The organism is Clostridium tanneri (assembly GCF_033659955.1).
Lineage (GTDB): Bacteria > Bacillota > Clostridia > Clostridiales > Clostridiaceae > Clostridium_AM > Clostridium_AM tanneri.
In genome coordinates this window covers 1-21,827 of the sequence record NZ_JARUJP010000034.1, presented here as the reverse complement: position 1 = coordinate 21,827, position 21,827 = coordinate 1, and the positions used below count along the sequence as shown (strand labels likewise).

The following is a 21,827-nucleotide window of genomic DNA, read 5'->3' as shown; positions in this document are numbered from 1 at the left end:
TTTTTGATTAATTAGGGTGGCAACACGGAGTCTTTCGTCCCTTTAGGGATGGAAGGCTTTTTTTATTTATATAAAAACATTTAGGAGGAGAACAATTATGCTAGATTTAAAAAGAATAAGAAACAATCCAGATGAAATTAAAACTGCACTAGGAAATAGAGGTGAGGACTTCGACATATCAGTTATAGACGAAGTAATATCATTAGATGAGAATAGAAGACAGATATTAGTTGAAGTTGAGGTATTAAAGAACAAGAGAAATCAAGATTCAGCTGAGATAGCTAAATTAAAGAAGTCAGGAGAAAATGCTGATGCTCTTATGACAGAAATGAAAGAGCTTTCAGACAAGATAAAGCAGTACGATGTAAAGCTATCAGAGATAGATGAAAAAATAGAGTACATAATGTTAAGAATACCTAATATACCAAACCCAGCAGTACCAGATGGAGAAACAGATGCAGATAACGTTGAAATAAGAAAATGGTCAGAGCCTACTAAGTTTGACTTTGAACCTAAGCCTCACTGGGAGATAGGAACAGGTCTTAATATACTTGATTTTGAAAGAGCTGGAAAAGTTGCTGGATCAAGATTTACTTTCTATAGAGCATTAGGAGCTAGATTAGAAAGAGCTGTAATATCATATTTCTTAGATGTTCATACTGAAAAACATGGTTATGAAGAATTATTCCCACCATATATGGTTAATAGAAATAGTATGATAGGAACAGGTCAGCTTCCAAAATTTGAAGAGGATGCATTTAGAGTTGCTAATAACGATTTCTTCTTAATTCCAACAGCAGAAGTTCCTGTAACTAATTTCTATTCAGGTGAGGTACTAAAAGGTGAGGATTTACCAATAAAGCATGTAGCTTACAGTGGATGTTTTAGAGCAGAAGCAGGTTCAGCTGGTAGAGATACAAGAGGACTAATAAGACAACACCAATTTAATAAGGTTGAGCTTCTTAAGTTCACTAAACCAGAACAATCTTATGAAGAGCTTGAAAAGTTAACAAATGATGCAGAAGAAGTACTTCAAGAGTTAGGAATACCTTATAGAGTAGTTAGAATATGTAAAGGTGATTTAGGATTTACAGCAGCTTTAAAATATGATATAGAAGTTTGGATGCCAAGTTATAATAGATATGTTGAAATATCAAGCTGTAGTAATTTTGAAGATTTCCAAGCAAGACGTGCTAACATAAAGTATAAAGAAACAGCAAAAGATAAGCCACAATATGTTCATACTTTAAATGGATCAGGTGTTGCAGTAGGAAGAACTGTAGCTGCAATTTTAGAAAATTACCAACAAGCTGATGGTAGTGTAGTAATTCCAGAAGCTTTAAGACCATATATGGGTGGTAGAGAAGTTATAAAATAAATATAAAAAAATAAAAAAAGTTGTTGACATGTATGCATAGTGTTGATATAATAATACATGTCAACAAGCAAGGAAAGATGGTCGAGTTGGTTTAAGGCACCGGTCTTGAAAACCGGCGTACGAGTGATCGTACCCAGGGTTCGAATCCCTGTCTTTCCGCCATTTATTTTTTAAAATAATGTAGGGCATGGAGAAATACTCAAGTGGCCGAAGAGGCGCCCCTGCTAAGGGCGTAGGTCGGGTAACCGGCGCGAGGGTTCAAATCCCTCTTTCTCCGCCAGAAAAGCACTTACAATGGTGCTTTTTTATTTTCATAATAAGTATATTTTTAAAACTTATAAGTTAATTAAATCAATTTTCTACTAAATAGGATATAAAAATACAGCAATTGTACATTTGATACAAATACTGGAGATTAATAGTAATAAATAAGATTAAATTATGAAAAATACTTAAATAAATATTTGATTTTTTCAATCACTTGTGTTAATATATTTATGTCAAAGGATATGGAAAGATGGTCGAGTTGGTTTAAGGCACCGGTCTTGAAAACCGGCGTACGAGTGATCGTACCCAGGGTTCGAATCCCTGTCTTTCCGCCAAATATTTTGAACAATGTAGGGCATGGAGAAATACTCAAGTGGCCGAAGAGGCGCCCCTGCTAAGGGCGTAGGTCGGGTAACCGGCGCGAGGGTTCAAATCCCTCTTTCTCCGCCAACCTATGCGATGGTAGCTCAGTTGGATAGAGTAGCTGGCTACGAACCAGTTGGTCGGGGGTTCGAATCCTCTCCGTCGCACCAGAAAAGACTTCTTAGATTTAGGAAGCCTTTTTTTTATAAATAAAATTTAGTATTATATAAATAAAATATATGAGCTTTGAATAAAATAGAAGATAATGTAAATAATATAAATAGTATTAATTAATAACCTAAAACCCAAAACTTATTAATTAATCAAAGTTATTCATTTTTTAGTAATCCCCTCATTAAATAAACTTCGCTCAGAAACAAGCGAAGTTTATTTTTATGTTTTAAGTATTAAGTTTTTAGCGGAGCAGAACTAGTTCTATAATTTTTGACCTATCTTTTCTCCCATAAATACTCTGGTTTCGTAACCTTTTTTACTTTCCATAATTATATCTTCATCAATCTTAATTCTATTCTTCTCAATAAACAATACAGTTGTAGATCCACCAAATTTAAAATAACCTTTTTCATCACCTTTTTTTATTTTAACATTAGGAGGATATGTTTGAATTATTGAACCTACGCAAGTGGCCCCTACCTCAATAAGTAATATGTCACCAAAGTTTTCTGAATGAAATATACTCCACTCCCTTTTGTTTCTACAAAAGAGCTCTGGTATCTTCTCTAGGGCAATAGGGTTAACTGAATAATAATCACCCTTAACCTTAGTTGTATCTTCACATACTCCATTATCTACAAAGTGAAATCTATGATAATCTGTAGGACATAGTCTAAGAACTAAGCATGTGCCTTCAGAGAATTTTGATAACAGCTCTGAATTATTTATAAGTTTATTAAAACTATAAGTATATCCTTTTATTTGAACTAATTCATCTAAATTTATGTTTTCATAGGCTAGAAGTCTTCCGTCACCAGGAGAAATTAAAGAATTTAGGTTCATATCTATCGGTCTTACTTCTTTTTTTAGTTTTCTAGTAAAAAAGTCATTAAATGATTGAAACTGTTCCAGTTTTTTTTCACTATGAGACATGTTAATATCAAAATTTTTCACAAATGAGCTAATCTTTTTCCTACTTCGTTTACTATCGCAGTAGGAGCCGTAAATACTTGAAAAAATCTTTTTCTTAACTAAAAGCTCTAATAACCTCATTCCTATAGGTGAAGAATAAGTCCATTGAAGGTATTTGTCTCCAGCAACTTGTTCTATTTCATAGCTCTTAGTTTGCCTATTATAAAATTTAACCATTAGGAAACCTCTTTCATTAATAAATTTTTACAAAAATACTTATTACAATTATCAATTATTATTTAACAGTTGTCAATTTATAATACAGCAGTCCTACCATAAGTTGAAGAGATAGTATAATAAATGTATATCTTTACTTAGTTAAAGTGATGTAATATAATAAAGTTGGTTGTTTATTTACAATATAATGGAAATGCGAAGTGATATCAATGAATGATACAAAAAAGTCAATATTTGAATCTGCCATAAAAATCTTTTCAAAGTGTGGATATAATGGAGCTACAATGGATGCTATAGCATCTGAGGCAGGTGTAGCTAAAGGAACTTTATATTATCATTTTAAGAGTAAAGAAGAAATATTTAATTTTATAGTAAGAGAAGGTATGGAATTAATAAAAAATTCAATAGAAGATGTTGCAAGTGAAAAAGACAACATTTTATGTAAGATTAAGGTGTTATGCAGAATTCAATTAAGTTTAGTTTATGAAAGTAGAGACTTTTTTAAAGTTGTAATGAGCCAAATATGGGGAGAAGAATTAAGGCAATTAGAATTAAGAGCGGCAATTAATAAACATATTTGCTATACCCAATCTTATCTAGAGGAGGGAATGGACAAGGGAGTAATAAAAAGAGGAGATTCTTATCTAATGGCATACACATTGTTTGGTACAATTTGCTCCACTGCAGTATATGAACTTATAAATGATGATAAAGGTAGTTTAGATCAGCTGATAGAGAGACAATTGAAATACATACTTGAGGGTATACAGGAAAGAAAATAGTAAATTATAAAAGGAGAATAAAATATTTAACTCCTTTTATAGCTTACCAGACTTAATAATTGATACAAGTAACCATAAACCCATAAGAGCAGCTATAGCAAAGCCTAATATTCCAATGAAGGACATTCCGTATATCTGAGGACCAATGTTCTTATTCAATATAAGAGATGATCCGATTATAGAAGATGAAATTATTAGTGCAAATACCAACCTGTTAGTCATTTTATTTAGTTCATTAATAGACTTATTTAGATGAGGTATTTCAAATTGTATTTTAGCTCTACCCTTCAATATACTATTTGTCAGTTCTGTGAATTTTGAAGGAAGAAGTGAAAGGTCCTTTGTAAAATTGTAAGAGTGTATTAAAAATTGATCTAAGTTAATATTTTTAAGCAGTAGTAATTCACTATTAGTTCTTACAAAGGGGATGGCAACATCGATAATTTGAATTTCAGGTGCTATCTTTGCAACAACTCCTTCTACTATAATCATAGCCTTTACAAGTAAAGTTAAATCTTTAGGTAGTTTTATATTATTATTTTTTGCACAATCAAATATTTCTTCAATTAGTACTGAAATTTTAATATTATTCAACGATGTTGAAACATATCTAAAAAATAAGTATTCTATATCTTCATAAAGCTTATTTCTATCAACAAAACCTTTCTTTATTCCTATAGATATAATTACAGAAACCAGCTTATCTATATCCTTTAAGGCTACAGCTACAATTGCTTCGTTTAATGATGACTTCAGTGAATCTGAAAGTGTTCCTACTATGCCAAAATCTATAAAGCATATTTTTCCTTTGTCAATAAGCAGGTTACCAGGATGAGGATCTCCGTGAAAAAAACCGTCAGTAAAAATTTGCTTAAAAAATGAAAGAGTTAACTTCTTTCCTATGTCGTTTGAATCATACCCATAGGTATCAAGACTATGAATATCAGTTATCTTAAGACCATTTATTTTTTCCATAGTTAAAACTTTACTGCTAGATAACCTATCAATTATAAATGGCGCATAGCAAAAGGCAACATTTTTATTTAAGTCTCTAAATTTATTGATATTTTCTGCTTCTATTTTAAAGTTTAATTCATTTTCAGTAGATGCAAGAATTTCATCTAAGGCCTCACTAGGGTCTATGAGTGCATTGGCAAACTTAGATTTAGAGAGTTTTATTATCTTATGCAATATAGATATGTCCATGTGCATTTTTTCTCTTATTTCAGGTCTTTGAACTTTCACAATGACCTCTCTACCATCATCAAGAATAGCGTTATGAACTTGCGCTATGGAGGCGGAAGCAAGTGGCTCCTTTTCAAAATAAATAAAGCATTCTTCAATTGGTTTGTTAAATTCACTTATAAAAATACTGTTTATATCTTCATATCTTTCAGGAGCTACCTTATCTTGAAGATTAGAAAGTTCTTTTATATAATCAGGAGGCAATATGTCCGGTCTAGCACTTAAAATTTGTCCTATTTTTATAAAAGTTGGACCTAGCTCTTCGAAGGCCTTTGTTAGGTTTATAGGAGAATTTTTGGCTCTATTAGATTTACTATCAACAATATATCCAAAGCCGTAAGAGGCTAGAACCCTAACTATTTCTTTAAACCTTTGTACTGAGTTTTTATACATAATATACCTCCAAATTAACAAAGCCCTAACATTAGTCGGGCTTATGCTTTATCCTTCATCTTTTCTTCTAGTACACTTAGTCGTTGATTGATAATAGATATATCGGTTTTACTGGCATAATCCATTTCTTTTAATATTGATATAATATCTTCTTTAGTCAATGGTTTATACTGAGCTGTTTTATCCTTTACATTTCTTTTTAGTTCTTCAGATAAATCTTTACCTTCATCAATTGTTAACTTGCCTTTTGCAACCATATCATCTATTAACTTAGAAGCTTTTTCATAAGTATAAGCAGCAGAACCTATACCAGCTAAAAATAAATTTTTTAATTCATTTACCATAATAACACCTCCTAGTTATTATATTTTTAATCATATTATAATATACCCAAGATGCTAATTAATAATAGAAGATATTTATTTTATTCTTTAATATGAGGGTTACATTTAAAAATATAGTTTGGGATAAAAAGTAAGTGTTTTAAATTGACTTTTATAATTAATTGTAATAAAATACATATAGTAAGAATTAAGTATGCGCTCGTAGCTCAGTAGGATAGAGCAGCGGTTTCCTAAACCGCGTGCCGGGGGTTCGATTCCTCTCGGGCGCACCAAAAGTCTTGTGAACTTTAAGTTTACAGACTTTTATTTTTATAATAAATAAATTATAAGTAACAAAACTTAAGAGGTATCTCAATGAATGAAGATTTTATGCTGGAAGCTATACATGAGGCAGAAATAGCACTTCTATTAAAAGAAGTACCAGTAGGAGCAGTTGTAGTAAAAGGTAATACAGTAATAGCTAGGGCTCATAATTTAAGAGAAACATTAAATGACCCAACAGCACATGCAGAAATGTTGGCTATAAGAAAAGCTGCTGCCTTTCTTCAAAGTTGGCGGCTTAATGAGTGTAGCATGTATGTTACATTAGAACCTTGTCCTATGTGCGCAGGGGCAATACTACAATCAAGGATATCTAATTTATATATAGGTACCTTTGACCCAACAGCAGGGGCTTGTGGTTCTGTAATAAACATACTTCAAAGTGATTCGTTAAATCATTGGACTAGGATACACTGGAACTATAATAATAAATGCAGTAATATGTTAAGTAATTTCTTTAAGAATAGAAGATAGATGGAGAGATGTCCGAGAGGTTGAAGGTGGTTGACTCGAAATCAATTGTACATTTAATAGGTGTACCGGGGGTTCAAATCCCCCTCTCTCTGCCAACTAATAATTGCTAAAAAAAATTCACAAAAATATGTTGAATTAGTGGACATTTAATAGTATAATAAGTCTTGTCTTGATGACAATGTAAAACTTAATAGTTTTCATGAGTTATTTATATGGAGAGATGTCTGAGCGGCTTAAGGAGCACGCCTGGAAAGCGTGTGTAGGGGAAACTCTACCAGGGGTTCAAATCCCCTTCTCTCCGCCATTAAATCTTTGTCGTGCTAGATGGGGAGTTAGCGGTGCCCTGTAACCTGCAATCCGCTATAGCAGGATTGAATTCCTCGCCTAGGCTATAAACTGTAAGGTCTGGCCTATAAAAGTGGCGTTGAGAATTGGGTCCCACGCAACGGAAACTCATGAACCCCGTCAGGTCCGGAAGGAAGCAGCGGTAAGTGATCATTTTCGTGTGCCGTGGATAAACCTGGTTTGAGTTAACTATATGGGTAACGCTTATAGTTTATCAGTCAAAGCGAGGTGCACGACTTTAATATTTAGACTTTAGTTAAAGATACCAAAAAGGTGTCTTTTTTTATTATATTAATATTTCTATATTACCTAAGGGTTATATTAGTTTTATATGTTAACTATTAATTTAATATAAGGTATAATAGATAGTGTATAAACACAGATTAAAGAAGGTGATTTTGATGGCTTACACCGCATTATATAGAGAATGGAGACCAAAAACCTTTGAAGAGGTAGTTGGTCAAGATCATATAACTGTTACAATTAAAAATCAAATAAAGAATAATAGAATAGCCCATGCTTATCTTTTGTGTGGAACTAGAGGGACAGGTAAAACTTCTACTGCAAAAATTTTTTCCAAAGCGGTAAATTGTTTAAATCTCCAGGATGGAGAGCCTTGTAATGAATGTGAAATGTGTAAAAAGATAGGTTCTGGTATCTCAATAGATGTAATTGAGATGGATGCTGCTTCTAAGAGAAATATAGAAGACATAAGAGATATAATTGAGAATGTAAAGTATCCTCCACAAGAAGGAAAATATAAGGTATATATAATGGATGAGGTACACATGCTTACTCCACCAGCTGTAAATGCCTTTTTAAAGACTTTAGAAGAACCACCATCAAATGTAATATTTATATTAGCTACAACAGACCCACAAAAGCTACCAATCACTATACTTTCTAGATGTCAGAAGTTTGATTTTAGGAGAATTAAAAGTTCTCATATATTTGGCAGACTAAGAAAGATAGTTGAAGAACAAGGGGTATTTGCAGATGATAAAAGTTTAAATCTTATAGCTAGAATGTGCGATGGAGCTATGAGAGATGCTTTGAGTATACTAGATCAAGCAATTTCTATGGGGAGTGGCAAGGTAGAGTATAGTGATGTTATTGCTATGCTAGGGCTTGTAACAAATGAAAGTTTGCTTAAGCTTACGGATAGTATAATAGAAAAAAACATTGAAATGTCCATGGGGGTTATAGATGATATTGTATTTAGTGGTAAAGATATTTACACATTTATTAGGGATATGATAAATCATATGAGGAATCTTCTAATAGTAAAAGTCTCTCAAGACCCAGAAGAAATTTTAGATATGTCAGAAGAAAATATAAATCTTATAAAAGAACAAGCTCAAAAAATAAGAGTTGAAGAAATAATGAGGGATATAAGGATACTTCAAGATGCAGAAGAGCAATCTAAATGGACAAAACAAAGCAGAGTATATTTAGAACTCGCTGTCATAAAAATGTGTAAAATAGAATATGATACATCTAAGGAAGTTATGCTTGCAAGATTGAATAAGCTTGAGGAAGCTTTACGAGAAGGAACAGTAAGCATAGCAAGTAAACCGTCCATTCCTAAGACAACTAAGAAAGAAATCAAAGAAGGAGCTCAGGAGAAGGTTGCGAGAGTTGTTGAATCTGTGCAGGAGCAAAACATATACTCAAAACTTAATTTAGATATAGTTAAAAAGAGTTGGAAAGACATATTAGAGGCTTTAAAAAATAGAAGGCAAATGGTTCTATTTACTGCTTTAACTATGGGAAATGCGGTAAAGTGTGAAAATGGAGTAATAACTATACTATATACTAAGGATTATGCGTTTCACAAACAAAGATTTGAAAAAGAAGAAAATAGAAAGATATTAGAAGAAATATTTTCAGATATTTTGAAAGAGAGAGTGAAATTGCAGTATTCTATAGATGATGAAGAAATTAGAAGTGCATCTAAGTCAACAGAGCAGGTATTAAAGGATGCCTTTGGAGAAGAGCTAGTAGAAATAATAGATGAATAATATTAAAAATTTGAGTTAAATTTATAAAATATGGTATAATTAAAACTACATTAATTATGTAAGGAGGCGTTGATTATGGCAAAGGGAGGATTTCCTAATTTCGGTGGAGGAAATATAAATAATATAATGAAGCAAGCTCAAAAATTCCAAAAACAGATGGAAGAAATGCAAGCTGACCTTGAAAATAAGCAATTTGAAGTAACTGTTGGTGGAGGAGCGGTAACAGTAGTTGCCAGCGGTAAAAAGCAAATAGTAGACATAAAAATAAAGCCGGAAGTTGTTGATCCAGATGATGTTGAAATGCTTCAAGATTTAGTGTTAACTGCATGCAATGAGGCTTTAAAGAAAGCTGATGAAGAAACTTCAGCAGAAATGAAAAAATTAACAGGCGGACTTAATGTTCCTGGAATGTTTTAATTAAAGTTAACTACCCCATCTTTAAAGATGGGGTTTTAAAATTGAGGTGATTATTATGGAATTTTATCCAATTGCAATTGAAAAACTTATAGAAGAGTTTGCAAAATTACCTGGTATAGGATATAAGACTGCTCAGAGATTGACAATTCACGTATTGAATTTACCAGATGATGAAGTTAGGGAATTTGCTAATGCTCTAGTTAAAGCAAAAGGAACAATAAAATACTGTTCTGTATGTGGAAATTTTACTGATTCTGACCCCTGTTCAATATGCTCAAATCCGAATAGAGAGAAAGATACCATATGTGTTATAGAGCAACCTAAAGATATAATGACTATGGAAAAAGTTAAAGAATTTAATGGAGTATATCATGTTCTTCATGGAAACATATCGCCTATGGCAGGTAGAGGTCCAGATGATATAAAGCTAAGAGAACTTATAAGAAGAATTAATGGAGAAGTAAAAGAAGTAATAGTAGCTACTAATCCTAACATTGAAGGTGAGGCTACGGCGATGTATATATCAAAAATACTAAAACCATTAGGAGTTAAGGTAACTAGAATTGCCCATGGAATACCAGTTGGTGGAGACTTAGAGTATGCTGATGAAGTAACTTTATCTAAGGCACTAGAGGGAAGAACTGAGATTTAATGAATACTAATCCTATTTTATGTCAAGTATTATAAAGGTGATATAAAATAGGAGGTTTTTTATGGTAAAACGTATAATAACCAGTTATCTATCAAAAAATAGCAAGTATACAGTAGAACAAAAAAAATTATTAAATGCGATAGATAAGGCAAGAGAAGATCTTAAAATGGCTAGAGAATATTTTAATGGAGTTAATGACCCTAGACTTGTGGATTATGCAATATATATGGAAGAGGCTGCTAAGGCTAAATATATGTATTTGCTAAATGAAGCTAGAAAAGTTGGTTTAAAGGTCTATGGTGAGAGCATATTGCATGAGTTAAGTGCAGGTTAATAATAATCTAATGAAAATAGTAAGGGCGTAAGCCTTTACTATTTTATTTTTATTAATACTTTTGTACAATTAGAATATAAATTTAGTAATAAAGAAAATATGGGGGGATAATTGTGCAGTTTGAGTACATAGGATATTTTTTAATTGCCGTATTAGGATTGTATATATTAGTTAAAGTTTTTGCATGGCCTTTGAAGGTACTATTTAAATTAATAGCTAATGGGATATTTGGAGTTTTACTGCTGATTTTAGTTAACTTTATTGGACATTATTTTAACTTCTACATAGGAATTAATGCAATTACTGCTCTTATTGCAGGATTTTTAGGAGTACCAGGTGTAATATTTCTTGTTGTTTTTAAGTTGTTTTTATAATTAAAGTCTGAAGGGGTCTAGGTTTGAAATTAACCTAAACCCCTTTTATTTATATAGAAATTAAATTACTATTATTTCTCAGGCTAGTTTTCCTTATTTAACTTATAGTAAAAAGGTATAATAGTAAGTGAAAAGGTTATTTAAGATAAACAATCCACAATTTTAGAAAAATGCACAGATAAATGTGGATAAAGTCTGTGGATATGTGAATAATTTTCAAAAAACTGGAGATGATAATATGATTATCCATAATAATATATTAAGAGCCAAATTTATACACAGGCCAAATAGATTTCAAGCTTATGTTGATATAAATGGAGAGGAGAGTATGGTGCATGTGCCCAATACTGGAAGATGCAAAGAAATACTTATACCAGGATGTACTGTAGTTTTGAGAGAAGAAAATAATCCTACTAGAAAAACAAAGTATGATTTAATAGGAGGATATAAGGGAAACAGATTTATAAATATAGATTCACATATACCTAATAAGGTTGTGGAGGAAGCACTGAAAAATAAAAAAATTGAGTTGTTAAAAAAGTATAGTATCATACAGAGAGAAAAAACCTTCGGAAACAGTAGGTTTGATTTCAAGTTAGTAGATAATGAGGATAACGAATGTTACTTGGAAGTGAAAGGAGTGACCTTAGAGGAAGAAGGTAAAACAATGTTTCCTGATGCCCCAACAGACAGGGGAAGAAAACATTTATTAGAGCTTGTTGAAGTGAAAAAGCTAGGGAAAGAAGCCGCTGTACTATTTTTAATTCAAATGGAAGGAGCCAAGTATTTTTCGCCACATGATGAAATGGATAAAAATTTTGGGGAAGCTCTAAGATATGCTAAAAGAAAAGGGGTTCACGTCCTTGCTTATGATTGCTTTGTAGGAGAAAAGTTTATAACTATTAAGGATTTAGTAGAGGTGAGAATGTAGACTTTTACATTTCAATTGAATAAAGGTCAATTTATAATTTATAATATAAGTAATATAAGAGCATAATTTATAGGGGGTGAAGCTGCTCTAATAAGAGTAGCGTACTTATGAGATATAAATATTGTCCTATTTGTGGTAGGGAGCTTGAAGAGAGGTATAGCTGGGATGAAGGAGGCGTTCCATATTGTCCTACAGACGATATAATGTACTTCGATGTTCCAAAGCCATGTATTATTGTGGCAGTTGTAAAGGAAGACAAAATACTACTTCTTAAGCAAAGTTATATATTTAAAAATTCAAAAGTACTTTTGTCAGGATACGTAGGGAATGGAGAAACAGTGGAGGAAACTGTTCATCGAGAAGTATTAGAGGAGTCAGGCCTTAGAATAAAAGACTTAAAATATTTAGGAAGCGAATATCTTTCTTCTAAAGAAATAATAATGCTTACCTTTATGGCATATTATAATGGTGGGGAATTAAAAAAGTCATCTGAAGTAGAATGTGTAAGTTGGAGCGATATTGAGGATGCACTATGTGAGATGAGTGAAGATAAAATAGGTAGAAATATAGTGAAAAAGGTATTAAAAGAAATAGGTTATAAGGGTGATAAAGCCTATAGATGTGAGATATAAAATATTATAACAACGAGCCTTAATGGATTAAAATTGGTTTAATGTAAAAAAATTGAATAACACATTGAAAGTACAAAGGACATTATGTTAATATAAGGTAATATAGCTAGAGTAGAGTTGGTATGTTGTTCAAAAAGAGGAGGATAAGATATGGCCAAATATGTACCAGAAATAAAAGGAATTCTTAGAAGACATGTAATTCAGGTACCAGAAACTATTAGAGAGGCCAGCGGTATTAAAATATTTGGAAAGAGATTAAAATCTTTCATATTCAGTACAGATGTAGCGGTAATAAAAAATACCAATGCTGATGCTGTTATTGCAGTGTATCCATTTACACCACAACCGCTTATAACACAAGCAATTGTGCTATCTGCTGATATTCCTGTGTTTTGTGGAGTAGGAGGCGGAATTACAACTGGTAAAAGGGTTGTAAACTTAGCCTTAGATGCCGAATTTAAGGGTGCTATGGGAGTTGTAGTAAATAGTCCTACACCAAATGACGTTATAAGACAGATGAGAGATACTATAGATATACCAATAATTGTTACGATAGTATCGGAATATGAAAATATCAAAGAAAGAATTGAAGCAGGAGCCACAATTTTAAATGTATCAGGAGCTAAACGAACAACACATATTATAAGGAAAATACGAGAAGATTATCCTAATTTCCCTATCATAGCTACTGGGGGACCAACGGAGGATAGTATAAAGGCTACAATACAAGCTGGAGCAAACGCGATTACATTTACTCCTTTACCAGCAGCAGATATACTAAGTGAAATTATGACTAGCTATAGAGAAAAATATGAAGAGGAAAGGGATAATGACTAATCAATATGTGTACATGCATAATACATATTTTGTATTATGCATTTTTATATTAATTAATATAAATACTATTTTAGATGAATGTTATTATTAGGAGATGGGGTTACTATGAAAGGAGTATTATATTATTTTAGTGGTACGGGAAATACTAAATGGGTGGCGGATAGATTTAAAGAAAGTTTTAAATTATATGATATAAACATTGATTTAGTAAATATTGAATCAGCAGAGGAAATAAGTATAAAGCCTTATAACTTTTTTATAATTGGTTCTCCTGTTCATGCGGAGGCAGCACCGAAAATTGTAGATGACTTTTTAGGCAGGCTGCCTAAAGAGGAAAGTAGATTGAGGGCTATTGTTTACTCAACGCAGGGAGCAAAGTCGGCAGCAGCAGCTTCAATAGTGTCAAAAAAATTAGAGCAAAAAGGATATAATGTTATTATACAATCTAATATAGCAATGCCAAATAATTATTACTTTGGAGTAGGAAGACTACCAACAGAAAATATGCAGAAAAAGATGTTAGAAGAGGCTGTAGAGAAGGTAGAAATATTAACTAAGAATTTTATCGAAAACAAACATATTAAGGAGTGTAACTCTTTATTCCGACGAGTTATTGGTAAAGTTTCTGAAAAAGCCTATAGAAGTATGTTGCCAAAACTATCTAAAAATATCACATCTACAAAAGAATGTAGTAAATGTGGATTGTGTTTAAGAAACTGTCCAAAAGGCAACATAACCTTTGAGAATGGTCATGCAATCTTTCATAGTAATTGCATACTATGTTTAAGATGTATACATATTTGCCCTATAAATGCTATTACATATAAAGGGAAAAAGATAAATCAGATACAAAAAGAAAGAGCTAAGAGTTTGAATCTAAATAAGTAAAATGTCTAAAAGAGGTGGAAAAATGTCATTAATAATTAATAATTGTAAGAGTTGTCCAGAATTTAATATCGGATGTAATGGGGAATCAAAGCAGTGTATGTGTAGAGAATGCCCAAGAAACCTTGGGAAATGTATAACCACCAGATATTGTTCAGAAACAGAGTCAGTGTTAGATTAAAATAGTATTAAGCTGTGAAGGTATATAGTTAACAAAAAAGTTTTAAGTAGCATCCAAAACTCCTGTATTTTATATAGGAGTTTATTTTTTTAGAATTATATTTTGAAATAGGGCAATAATAGCTACATAAGAATAGGAGAAACTATTTAGATAATTTCTCTATGATGTCTAGTATGTTATACTTTGAAGCCTCGATGAGATTATCCTATTTAGGAGTGATTTTATGATTTCGGTACAACAAAAAATGATAGTGGCAGAGAATTGTGTAGAATATAAGCCTAAAGTTTTTATTACAGCTATGAGTTTTATTTCACAAGGTTGTGAAAGTTGTAGAAGTTATATAGATGGTAAATGTACTAAGGAATTATTTACAGTAATTGAGGAAAAAATAAGAATGAATTAATAGCAAAAGAGGAGGAATTAATGTGTCAAAAAAAGAAGTAGTTGAGGGAAATAGAGATCAGATGATGCACGTGGCAAATTCTTGTGTAGGTTATGAACCTATTCATTCAGGGGTTGAATCAAATATAGGCACAGATAGCAGTAAGAGTTGCGTAAATTGCAAAAATTTAAAAGATGGTAAATGTGTTAAAGATCTTTTTGATACAGTTTTAACTAGTTTAGATCAAACATAATCTTGGAGATTTTATTGAATAGAAAGTATTATATGAAAATTTAAAAAATAATATTGACATATATGAATTATAGATTTATAATTAATAACAATCAGTTGAATATAATTTGTCCTATGAAGAGAATAGTAGTAAAAATTAAGGTTAAGAGAGTCAGTGGTTGGTGTGAACTGATATCTGATATTTTTATGAATCCACCTTGGAGGATTATTACGATGAGTAATACGGATAACCGTTATGAAGATGAGAGAATCATATTTTTAATATGATTAATTAGGGTGGTAACGCGAGCCAATCGTCCCTTTAGGGAAGATTGGCTTTTTTTATTTGCAAAATTTAATATTTCCTATGAAGAGAATAGTAACAAGAATCAGGTTTAAGAGAATCAGTGGTTGGTGCGAACTGATGCCAAGTATTTTTGTGAATCCACCTTGGAGGATTATTACGATGAGTAATACGGAAAAAACCGTTATAAAGATGAGAGAGTCACATGTTTTATGTGATTAATTAGGGTGGCAACGCGAGTCAATCGTCCCTTAGGGGATGATTGGCTCTTTTTGTTTATAAAATCAGCTTTACTAATGCGTAGTTTTATACGCTTACAAGTTTAACACTGTGCATTAATAAAACAATTTAGGAGGTATGTATATGTATAAGAAGTTATTTATTCCTGGCCCAGTAGAGGTTAAAAAAGATGTATTAGAAAAGATGGCAACTCCTATGATAGGCCATAGAAGTAAGGAAGCGTCAGAGCTTCAAAGATCAATTAGTAATAAGCTAAGGAAGATGTTCTATACAAAAGAAGAAATTTTGCTATCAACTACATCTGGCAGCGGTCTTATGGAAGGTGCTATAAGATCTTGTACTGCTAAAAGGGCAGCAGTTTTTTCAATAGGTGCTTTCGGTGATAGATGGTACGACATGGCTAAGCATAATAATGTTCAAGCAGACTTATATAAGGCAGAATGGGGAAAAGCAATAAATATTAATGAATTAGATAGAGCTTTATCAACAGGTAGGTATGACTTAGTATGTGTTACACATAATGAAACATCTACAGGAGTAATGAACCCGGTAGATGAAATTTCTCAAACAGTTAAAAAGTACCCAGAAGTTGTATGGTGTCTTGATACAGTAAGTTCAATGGGAGGAACCAAAATAGAGGTGGATAAATTAGGAGTAGATATATGCTTAACTTCTAGCCAAAAAGCTATAGGTCTACCACCAGGAATAGCGGCGTGTTCTTTCTCTGAAAAAGCTATTGAGAGAGCAAAGAAAGTTCCTTTTAGAGGATATTATTTAGACTTACTTTCTTTATATGAATATATTCAAAAGAAAGACTATCAATATCCATCAACACCATCACTTTCTCATATGTTTGCAATGGATTACCAGTTAGATAAGATTTTAGAGGAAGGTTTAGAAAATAGATATAATAGACACCTAGATATGGCTAACTATGTAAGAGAATGGGCAAAGAAACATTTTGAATTATTTGCAGAAGAAAAGTATTTATCTAATACTTTAACAAACATCAAGAACACTAGAAACATAAGTGTAGCAGATCTTAATAAAGAACTAGGAAAAAGAGGGTTTCAGATTTCTAATGGATATGGATCACTAAAGGAAAAAACTTTTAGAATAGCTCATATGGCAGAATGTACATTAGATGATATAAAAGAACTTTTGGATAACATAAATGACATACTGAATTTATAGAGTAATCTAGTTATATTAAAAAGGTATTTTTATAAAGGAGGATTTAAAATGGTAAAGATATTAATTTGTGATGGAATGGAAGAGAGTGCTATAGAAAGATTAAAAAATGATGGTTATGAAATTGTAGATAAGCATTATGGAGAAGATGAGCTTAAGGAAAAAGTAAGAGAGTTTGACGTGATGATAGTTAGATCTGCTACTAAGGTCAGAAAGGAATTAATAGATGAAGCTAAAAAAGGAAATCTAAAGCTTATAATCCGAGGAGGTGTTGGGGTAGATAATATTGATGTAGAATATGCTACTAAAAATGGAATTGAAGTTAGAAATACACCTAATTCAAGTGCTTCTTCTGTTGCAGAGTTAACTATAGCTCATATGTTTGCTCTATCAAGATATATACATTTATCTAACATTACAATGAGGGATGGTAAGTGGGAAAAGAAGAATTATAATGGAGTAGAATTAAGTGGAAAAACTTTAGGACTTATAGGTTTCGGGAGAATAGCTAGAGAGGTAGCTAAAAGATCAGCAGCTCTTGGTATGAATGTAATATATACAGATAAATTAGGAAAGGTTAAGGGATATGAATATGAATTTTGTGATTTAAATAGCTTGCTAAGGAAATCAGACTTTGTATCAATTCACATCCCATTCAATAAAGAAGATGGAGCTACTATAAAAGAAAAACACTTTAAGATGATGAAAGATGGAGCTTATATAATAAATTGTGCTAGAGGTGGAGTAGTGGATGAGAGTGCGTTAGTAAATGCTTTGAATTCTGGAAAGATAGCTGGTGCAGGAATAGATGTATTTGAGAATGAACCTTCACCTAATCCAGAGCTTATTAATAATAAAAATGTATCCATAACACCTCATATAGGTGGTTCTACGGAGGAGGCACAGAAAAGAATAGGAGAGGAAATTTTAGATATAGTTGAAGAATTTTTTAATTATAAAAGCAAGTATGTTGTAAATGGATAACAAGGGGGATTTGAAATGGCAACTTTAAGACCTTTTAGAGCTATAAGACCAAAGAGGGAATTAGCAGCAAATGTAGCTGCGCTTCCCTATGATGTTATGAGCAGTGAGGAAGCAAGAGAACTAACTAAAAATAACAAGTATTCTTTTCTACATATAGATAAGGCTGAGATTGATTTAGATAAAAATATAGACCCATATGATAAAAAGGTTTATGAAAAAGCTAGAGATAATTTAAATGATATGATAGACAAAGGAGTATTGATACAGGATAACAAAAGTCATTTGTATATATATAAGTTAATAATGAATGGAATATCACAAACAGGGATAGTAGGATGTACTTCAATAGATGACTATATAAATGATGTAATAAAAAAGCACGAGTATACAAGGAAAGAAAAGGAGATAGATAGAATTAACCATGTCGATATTTGCGATGCAAATACAGGACCAATTTTTTTAACATATAGGTATAATAATGAAATTAATGATATAATAAGAGTGTGGACTGAAAAAAAACCAGTATATAACTTTAAAGCAGAAGATGGTGTAGAGCATATTGCATGGATTATAGATGATGAGCATATAATAAAGCATATATGTAATATATTTAATAATATAGGTAACATGTATATTGCAGATGGTCACCATAGAGCAGCCTCAGCGGTGAATGTTGGCCTTAAGAGAAGAAGTGAAAATGCCTGTTACTCAGGAGATGAAGAATTTAACTTCTTTTTATCTGTAGTTTTTCCACACACAGATCTTAATATTATGGATTATAACAGAATTGTTAAGGATCTTAATGGGCTTTCTACTGAAGAATTTATACTTAAGGTTTCGGAAAAGTTTGATATAAGTATATATGAAGGTAAGGGCGCATATAAGCCTTCTCGTAAACATACCTACGGAATGTATTTAGATGGAAAGTGGTATGAACTTACTGCTAAAAAGGGGACTTATGATCCTGACAATCCTGTTCATAGATTAGATGTCTCTATTCTTCAAGACAACTTGTTAAAGTCAATTTTGGGTATTGATGACCCAAGAACGGACAGTAGAATAGACTTTATAGGTGGTATTAGAGGTCTTAAGGAACTTGAATGTAGAGTAGAGAAACAAAAAAATGGTGTAGCCTTCTCTATGTATCCAACTACAATAGAAGATTTACTTGATATTGCGGATGCGGGAGAGGTTATGCCTCCAAAGTCTACCTGGTTTGAACCAAAATTAAGAAGTGGACTATTTGTTCATCAGCTAAAATAAAATATATGTAAAAAAGGGCTTAATAAAGGTTATAAAACCTAGATTAAGCCTTTTTAATTTAGAGATACTTTTATACTTTGCTTATTCCTTTATAATACTGATAAATTTTATGCTATAATGTTACAGGGATTTAATAAAAATATTAAGGGGAAGTGAATCATGAATAGCTCAAAGGCGGATAAAACAAGCACTGTTTTACCAATTATATTTATTTTTTTGATGATGATACTAACGGCAATATGTGATAGTGTAAGAGGAATATTTATTCCAGTTCTTAAGAATGACTTTTCTATAAATAATACAAGCATAGGAATTATGCTGACATCAGCTTCTTTAGGTTATATAATATTTACGTATATAGGAGGAATCCTTTGTGAAAAGATAGGACAAAAAAAGGTATATATTTTATCTTATATTTTTATGATAATACCTTTATTTATCTTAGCTGTAAGCCCTAACTTTATAGTTTTTTTACTGGCAATATTTCTTTTAAATATTGGTCAATCATTATTAAGTATAGCGACAAATACTCTAGTTCCTGTTTTATTTTTAAGTTTTCAAGCAGTACTTATGAATTTAACCCATTTCTGTTATGGGGCAGGTTCTGCTTTTGCACAGAGAGCTGCAGGAGTTATGCTTTATAGAGGTGTAACTTGGAGAAAAATATATATAATAATAGCTTTATATGCTTTAGTTTTATTTATATTATTTATTTTTGTTAAGATACCTGAACCACATAGAGTAAAAGAAACCTCAAGTATTGATAAAAAGTCAATATTCAAAAATAAGTTATTATACTTTTATATATTTGCTTTAGGATTTTATGTTTTTGCCGAAACAGGAACAGGAAATTGGTTTATCAATTATATGGAAAGAAGCTACCACTATAATAAAAATGAAAGTTCATTATATATAGCTATGTTTTTTACGGTTTTCGCCATTGGAAGGCTGGTTGGTGGTTTTATTATAGAGAAAGTAGGATATATTAACTCCGTACTTATATCATCCATAATGGCATTTGTTCTTTATGTGTTTGGTTTGGTATTAGGGGAAAAAGGGGTGATTATAGTATCCATATCTGGCTTTTTCTTTGCCATAGTATTTCCTACTATAGTATTAACTATAAGTAAGGTTTTTAAAGAAGGTAGTTCATATATTACTGGAGTAATAGTAACATTTGCTTCAGCTACTAGTATGCTGATGAATCTGTTTATGGGTTATTTAAATGATAAAGTTAGTTCTTATGCAGCGTATTGGTTAATACCAATTAGTTTGATATTTTCAGTAGCTTTCACATATTTGATTTTTGTAAGTACAAAAAATCAGCTGTTAAAAAAATAGTTTAAGTTATGCACTCTAATTAAATGGGAGAGGTTAAGATGGGAAAACAACAAGGTGTAACTGTAGATTTAGTTAAGGGAAGTACAAATGAGTATATAATAAGAGATAACGCTGGTATAACAATAGGACGAGTATTTGTAGTTGAACTTTCAAGAGAAAATAGATACTGCAACTTTAGAATAAAGTTTTATAAGGATGCAGAAACAAGTTATGAGTTATTAAAAGATGCTCTAAACATATTTTTGACTACCTTATTTAGAAATATGGATATAAACAAGGTTAATGTAATAACAGATGATGAAATAAATATTATGTCCTTTACTGACCTTGGTTTTAAGCTAGAAGGAATACTATCAAACAGTATGATTTCAAACAAAATGTACAGGGATGAGCTTTTGTTTGGGCTAGATTTCCAAACCTTTAGAAATGAACATAAATACAAGGAACTGGAGATAAGCGGAATTGAGGTAGACTTGGCTGTCCTAACGCCTGAGGATGTAGAGGATGTTTTAAGATACTATTTAAAAAACAAGGAATATTTAATGCCTTATGAGCCAGATAGAGATGATAGTTTTTATACACTGTCGGCGCAAAAGAGAATATTGATAGAAGGTTATAAGCAATATCTAAATGGTGATAGTGTTAACTTTGGTATATATAAGAGGAAAAAGCTTATTGGAAAGATACAAATATCCAATATAGTAATGGGAGTTTTTAAGAGCGCTTTTATTGGATATTCTATAGATGAAGATGAACAAGGAAAAGGGCATATGAAAGAGGCATTGAAATTAGTAGTAAAATATGCTTTTGATGAAATGGGATTACATAGATTAGAGGCATCTACGTTAGTTGATAACGTAAAATCGCAAAAGGTTCTTAGGGCCTGTGGATTTAAGGAACTTGGAATTAACGAAAGTTATTTATTTATTAATAGTAAGTGGAGAGATCATATTACTTTTTATAAAGTAAGGTAATTGAATAATATTTAGAACTACTAAATTAATATAAAACAGCTAATAGTTTATTTTTAAATATTTAGTAAGTTCTAAGCTAATTTATTAGAGCGACATTGTTTTATGGAAAACTAGTATATTATAGAAGGGGAATCTAGAATTAGATCCCCTTAATTTATTTGTGAAAAAGGTTTAGTGATCTTTATAGTTAACAAATGGAGGAGAAACTAATCCTAGTGTGTCAATGTGCGAAATCATTAGAAATCATAAGTAAATTCAAGTAATAATAAAATAAATAAAAAATTCAATACAACTTTGTTATATTCATATATTATTTTATGATAGAATAGTCAATGTTGTTGCAAGAAACGACAATACTTAACAAAAACAACTTAAGAATTAATTTTAAAAAGTTGTTGACAAGGTTAAGTAAACATGA

The 21,827-nt window shown here is 31.5% G+C and carries 23 protein-coding genes, 8 tRNA genes, 1 other RNA gene and 3 other annotated features (1 of these 35 running past the window's edge); of the genes, 29 read left to right on the top strand and 3 right to left on the bottom strand.

All coding sequences use genetic code 11. The features are described 5' to 3' along the window. Window positions 1–45, top strand: a binding site (T-box leader); it begins 149 nt to the left of the window's first position. A gap of 52 nt (window positions 46–97) precedes the next feature. From serS to P8V03_RS17665, 6 genes are all read left to right on the top strand, one after another. Continuing rightward, window positions 98–1,378: a serine--tRNA ligase gene (gene serS / locus P8V03_RS17690; protein ID WP_261673491.1), complete on the top strand. Its 1,281-nt coding sequence runs from the start codon at window positions 98–100 to the stop codon at window positions 1,376–1,378. 71 nt (window positions 1,379–1,449) lie between these two features. Continuing rightward, window positions 1,450–1,540 (top strand) — tRNA-Ser (locus P8V03_RS17685). 27 nt (window positions 1,541–1,567) lie between these two features. After that, window positions 1,568–1,658 (top strand) — tRNA-Ser (locus tag P8V03_RS17680). Between the two features lie 231 nt (window positions 1,659–1,889). Further along, window positions 1,890–1,980 (top strand) — tRNA-Ser (locus tag P8V03_RS17675). A gap of 24 nt (window positions 1,981–2,004) precedes the next feature. Then, window positions 2,005–2,095: transfer RNA gene (locus tag P8V03_RS17670), tRNA-Ser, on the top strand. 6 nt (window positions 2,096–2,101) lie between these two features. After that, window positions 2,102–2,178, top strand: a tRNA-Arg gene (locus P8V03_RS17665). Between the two features lie 265 nt (window positions 2,179–2,443). Here P8V03_RS17665 and P8V03_RS17660 read toward each other — a convergent pair. Next, the gene (locus P8V03_RS17660) at window positions 2,444–3,331 is read right to left on the bottom strand and encodes a phosphatidylserine decarboxylase (RefSeq protein ID WP_318799176.1); all 888 of its coding nucleotides are present in this window, start codon (window positions 3,329–3,331) and stop codon (window positions 2,444–2,446) included. 209 nt (window positions 3,332–3,540) lie between these two features. On the opposite strand from P8V03_RS17660, the gene P8V03_RS17655 reads away from it, so the two are divergent. Beyond that, window positions 3,541–4,113 carry a TetR/AcrR family transcriptional regulator gene (locus tag P8V03_RS17655; protein ID WP_318799174.1) on the top strand — a complete coding sequence of 191 codons (573 nt, stop codon included), beginning with the start codon at window positions 3,541–3,543 and terminating at the stop codon, window positions 4,111–4,113. A 36-nt stretch (window positions 4,114–4,149) separates the two neighbouring features. Here the strand turns inward: P8V03_RS17655 and P8V03_RS17650 are convergent, their stop codons facing one another. Together P8V03_RS17650 and P8V03_RS17645 are read right to left on the bottom strand one after the other, a co-directional pair. Continuing rightward, entirely contained in the window at window positions 4,150–5,751 is a 1,602-nt protein-coding gene (locus P8V03_RS17650; protein WP_261673494.1) for an ABC1 kinase family protein, read from the bottom strand. A 41-nt stretch (window positions 5,752–5,792) separates the two neighbouring features. Next, window positions 5,793–6,095: a phasin family protein gene (locus tag P8V03_RS17645; protein WP_261673495.1), complete on the bottom strand. Its 303-nt coding sequence runs from the start codon at window positions 6,093–6,095 to the stop codon at window positions 5,793–5,795. 195 nt (window positions 6,096–6,290) lie between these two features. On the opposite strand from P8V03_RS17645, the gene P8V03_RS17640 reads away from it, so the two are divergent. From P8V03_RS17640 to P8V03_RS17535, 22 genes are all read left to right on the top strand, one after another. After that, window positions 6,291–6,367: transfer RNA gene (locus P8V03_RS17640), tRNA-Arg, on the top strand. 82 nt (window positions 6,368–6,449) lie between these two features. Then, on the top strand, window positions 6,450–6,890 hold the full coding sequence (locus P8V03_RS17635) for a nucleoside deaminase (protein ID WP_261673496.1): 441 nt from the start codon (window positions 6,450–6,452) through the stop codon (window positions 6,888–6,890). A gap of 2 nt (window positions 6,891–6,892) precedes the next feature. Further along, a tRNA-Ser gene (locus tag P8V03_RS17630) sits at window positions 6,893–6,985 on the top strand. 119 nt (window positions 6,986–7,104) lie between these two features. Beyond that, window positions 7,105–7,194, top strand: a tRNA-Ser gene (locus P8V03_RS17625). Window positions 7,195–7,205: 11 nt separating this feature from the next. Then, window positions 7,206–7,471, top strand: an RNA gene (gene ffs / locus P8V03_RS17620) — signal recognition particle sRNA large type. Window positions 7,472–7,636: 165 nt separating this feature from the next. Beyond that, window positions 7,637–9,256 (top strand): DNA polymerase III subunit gamma/tau, encoded by a 1,620-nt coding sequence (gene dnaX / locus P8V03_RS17615; RefSeq protein WP_318799173.1) that lies wholly within the window; start codon window positions 7,637–7,639, stop codon window positions 9,254–9,256. Window positions 9,257–9,331: 75 nt separating this feature from the next. Further along, window positions 9,332–9,673: a YbaB/EbfC family nucleoid-associated protein gene (locus P8V03_RS17610; RefSeq protein WP_318799172.1), complete on the top strand. Its 342-nt coding sequence runs from the start codon at window positions 9,332–9,334 to the stop codon at window positions 9,671–9,673. A 55-nt stretch (window positions 9,674–9,728) separates the two neighbouring features. Then, window positions 9,729–10,325, top strand: coding sequence for a recombination mediator RecR (gene recR, locus P8V03_RS17605; protein WP_261673499.1), 597 nt, complete (start codon window positions 9,729–9,731; stop codon window positions 10,323–10,325). Window positions 10,326–10,386: 61 nt separating this feature from the next. Further along, a complete protein-coding gene (locus tag P8V03_RS17600; protein ID WP_261673500.1) occupies window positions 10,387–10,659 on the top strand; it encodes a YaaL family protein in 273 nt (90 codons plus the stop codon). 113 nt (window positions 10,660–10,772) lie between these two features. Beyond that, the gene (locus P8V03_RS17595) at window positions 10,773–11,033 is read left to right on the top strand and encodes a pro-sigmaK processing inhibitor BofA family protein (protein ID WP_318799171.1); all 261 of its coding nucleotides are present in this window, start codon (window positions 10,773–10,775) and stop codon (window positions 11,031–11,033) included. 238 nt (window positions 11,034–11,271) lie between these two features. Then, window positions 11,272–11,964 (top strand): DNA/RNA nuclease SfsA, encoded by a 693-nt coding sequence (gene sfsA / locus P8V03_RS17590; RefSeq protein WP_261673502.1) that lies wholly within the window; start codon window positions 11,272–11,274, stop codon window positions 11,962–11,964. A gap of 107 nt (window positions 11,965–12,071) precedes the next feature. Beyond that, window positions 12,072–12,596 carry an NAD(+) diphosphatase gene (locus tag P8V03_RS17585; RefSeq protein ID WP_261673503.1) on the top strand — a complete coding sequence of 175 codons (525 nt, stop codon included), beginning with the start codon at window positions 12,072–12,074 and terminating at the stop codon, window positions 12,594–12,596. Between the two features lie 150 nt (window positions 12,597–12,746). Then, a complete protein-coding gene (locus P8V03_RS17580) occupies window positions 12,747–13,433 on the top strand; it encodes a hydrolase (RefSeq protein WP_261673504.1) in 687 nt (228 codons plus the stop codon). Between the two features lie 105 nt (window positions 13,434–13,538). After that, on the top strand, window positions 13,539–14,321 hold the full coding sequence (locus P8V03_RS17575; RefSeq protein ID WP_261673505.1) for an EFR1 family ferrodoxin: 783 nt from the start codon (window positions 13,539–13,541) through the stop codon (window positions 14,319–14,321). Between the two features lie 22 nt (window positions 14,322–14,343). Continuing rightward, window positions 14,344–14,499 carry a hypothetical protein gene (locus P8V03_RS17570; RefSeq protein WP_261673506.1) on the top strand — a complete coding sequence of 52 codons (156 nt, stop codon included), beginning with the start codon at window positions 14,344–14,346 and terminating at the stop codon, window positions 14,497–14,499. A gap of 223 nt (window positions 14,500–14,722) precedes the next feature. Continuing rightward, the gene (locus P8V03_RS17565; RefSeq protein WP_261673507.1) at window positions 14,723–14,902 is read left to right on the top strand and encodes a hypothetical protein; all 180 of its coding nucleotides are present in this window, start codon (window positions 14,723–14,725) and stop codon (window positions 14,900–14,902) included. A gap of 22 nt (window positions 14,903–14,924) precedes the next feature. Beyond that, complete coding sequence (locus P8V03_RS17560) at window positions 14,925–15,134, top strand: hypothetical protein (RefSeq protein ID WP_261673508.1); 210 nt, start codon at window positions 14,925–14,927, stop codon at window positions 15,132–15,134. A gap of 104 nt (window positions 15,135–15,238) precedes the next feature. Next, window positions 15,239–15,437 (top strand) — a binding site (T-box leader). Between the two features lie 33 nt (window positions 15,438–15,470). Then, window positions 15,471–15,671 (top strand) — a binding site (T-box leader). 108 nt (window positions 15,672–15,779) lie between these two features. Then, window positions 15,780–16,850 carry a pyridoxal-phosphate-dependent aminotransferase family protein gene (locus P8V03_RS17555; protein WP_261673509.1) on the top strand — a complete coding sequence of 357 codons (1,071 nt, stop codon included), beginning with the start codon at window positions 15,780–15,782 and terminating at the stop codon, window positions 16,848–16,850. Between the two features lie 48 nt (window positions 16,851–16,898). Next, complete coding sequence (locus P8V03_RS17550; protein WP_318799169.1) at window positions 16,899–17,831, top strand: D-2-hydroxyacid dehydrogenase; 933 nt, start codon at window positions 16,899–16,901, stop codon at window positions 17,829–17,831. Window positions 17,832–17,846: 15 nt separating this feature from the next. After that, complete coding sequence (locus P8V03_RS17545) at window positions 17,847–19,094, top strand: DUF1015 domain-containing protein (RefSeq protein ID WP_261673511.1); 1,248 nt, start codon at window positions 17,847–17,849, stop codon at window positions 19,092–19,094. A 159-nt stretch (window positions 19,095–19,253) separates the two neighbouring features. Continuing rightward, complete coding sequence (locus P8V03_RS17540; protein ID WP_428978987.1) at window positions 19,254–20,435, top strand: MFS transporter; 1,182 nt, start codon at window positions 19,254–19,256, stop codon at window positions 20,433–20,435. 38 nt (window positions 20,436–20,473) lie between these two features. After that, a complete protein-coding gene (locus tag P8V03_RS17535; protein WP_261673512.1) occupies window positions 20,474–21,409 on the top strand; it encodes a GNAT family N-acetyltransferase in 936 nt (311 codons plus the stop codon). Window positions 21,410–21,827 lie beyond the last annotated feature (418 nt).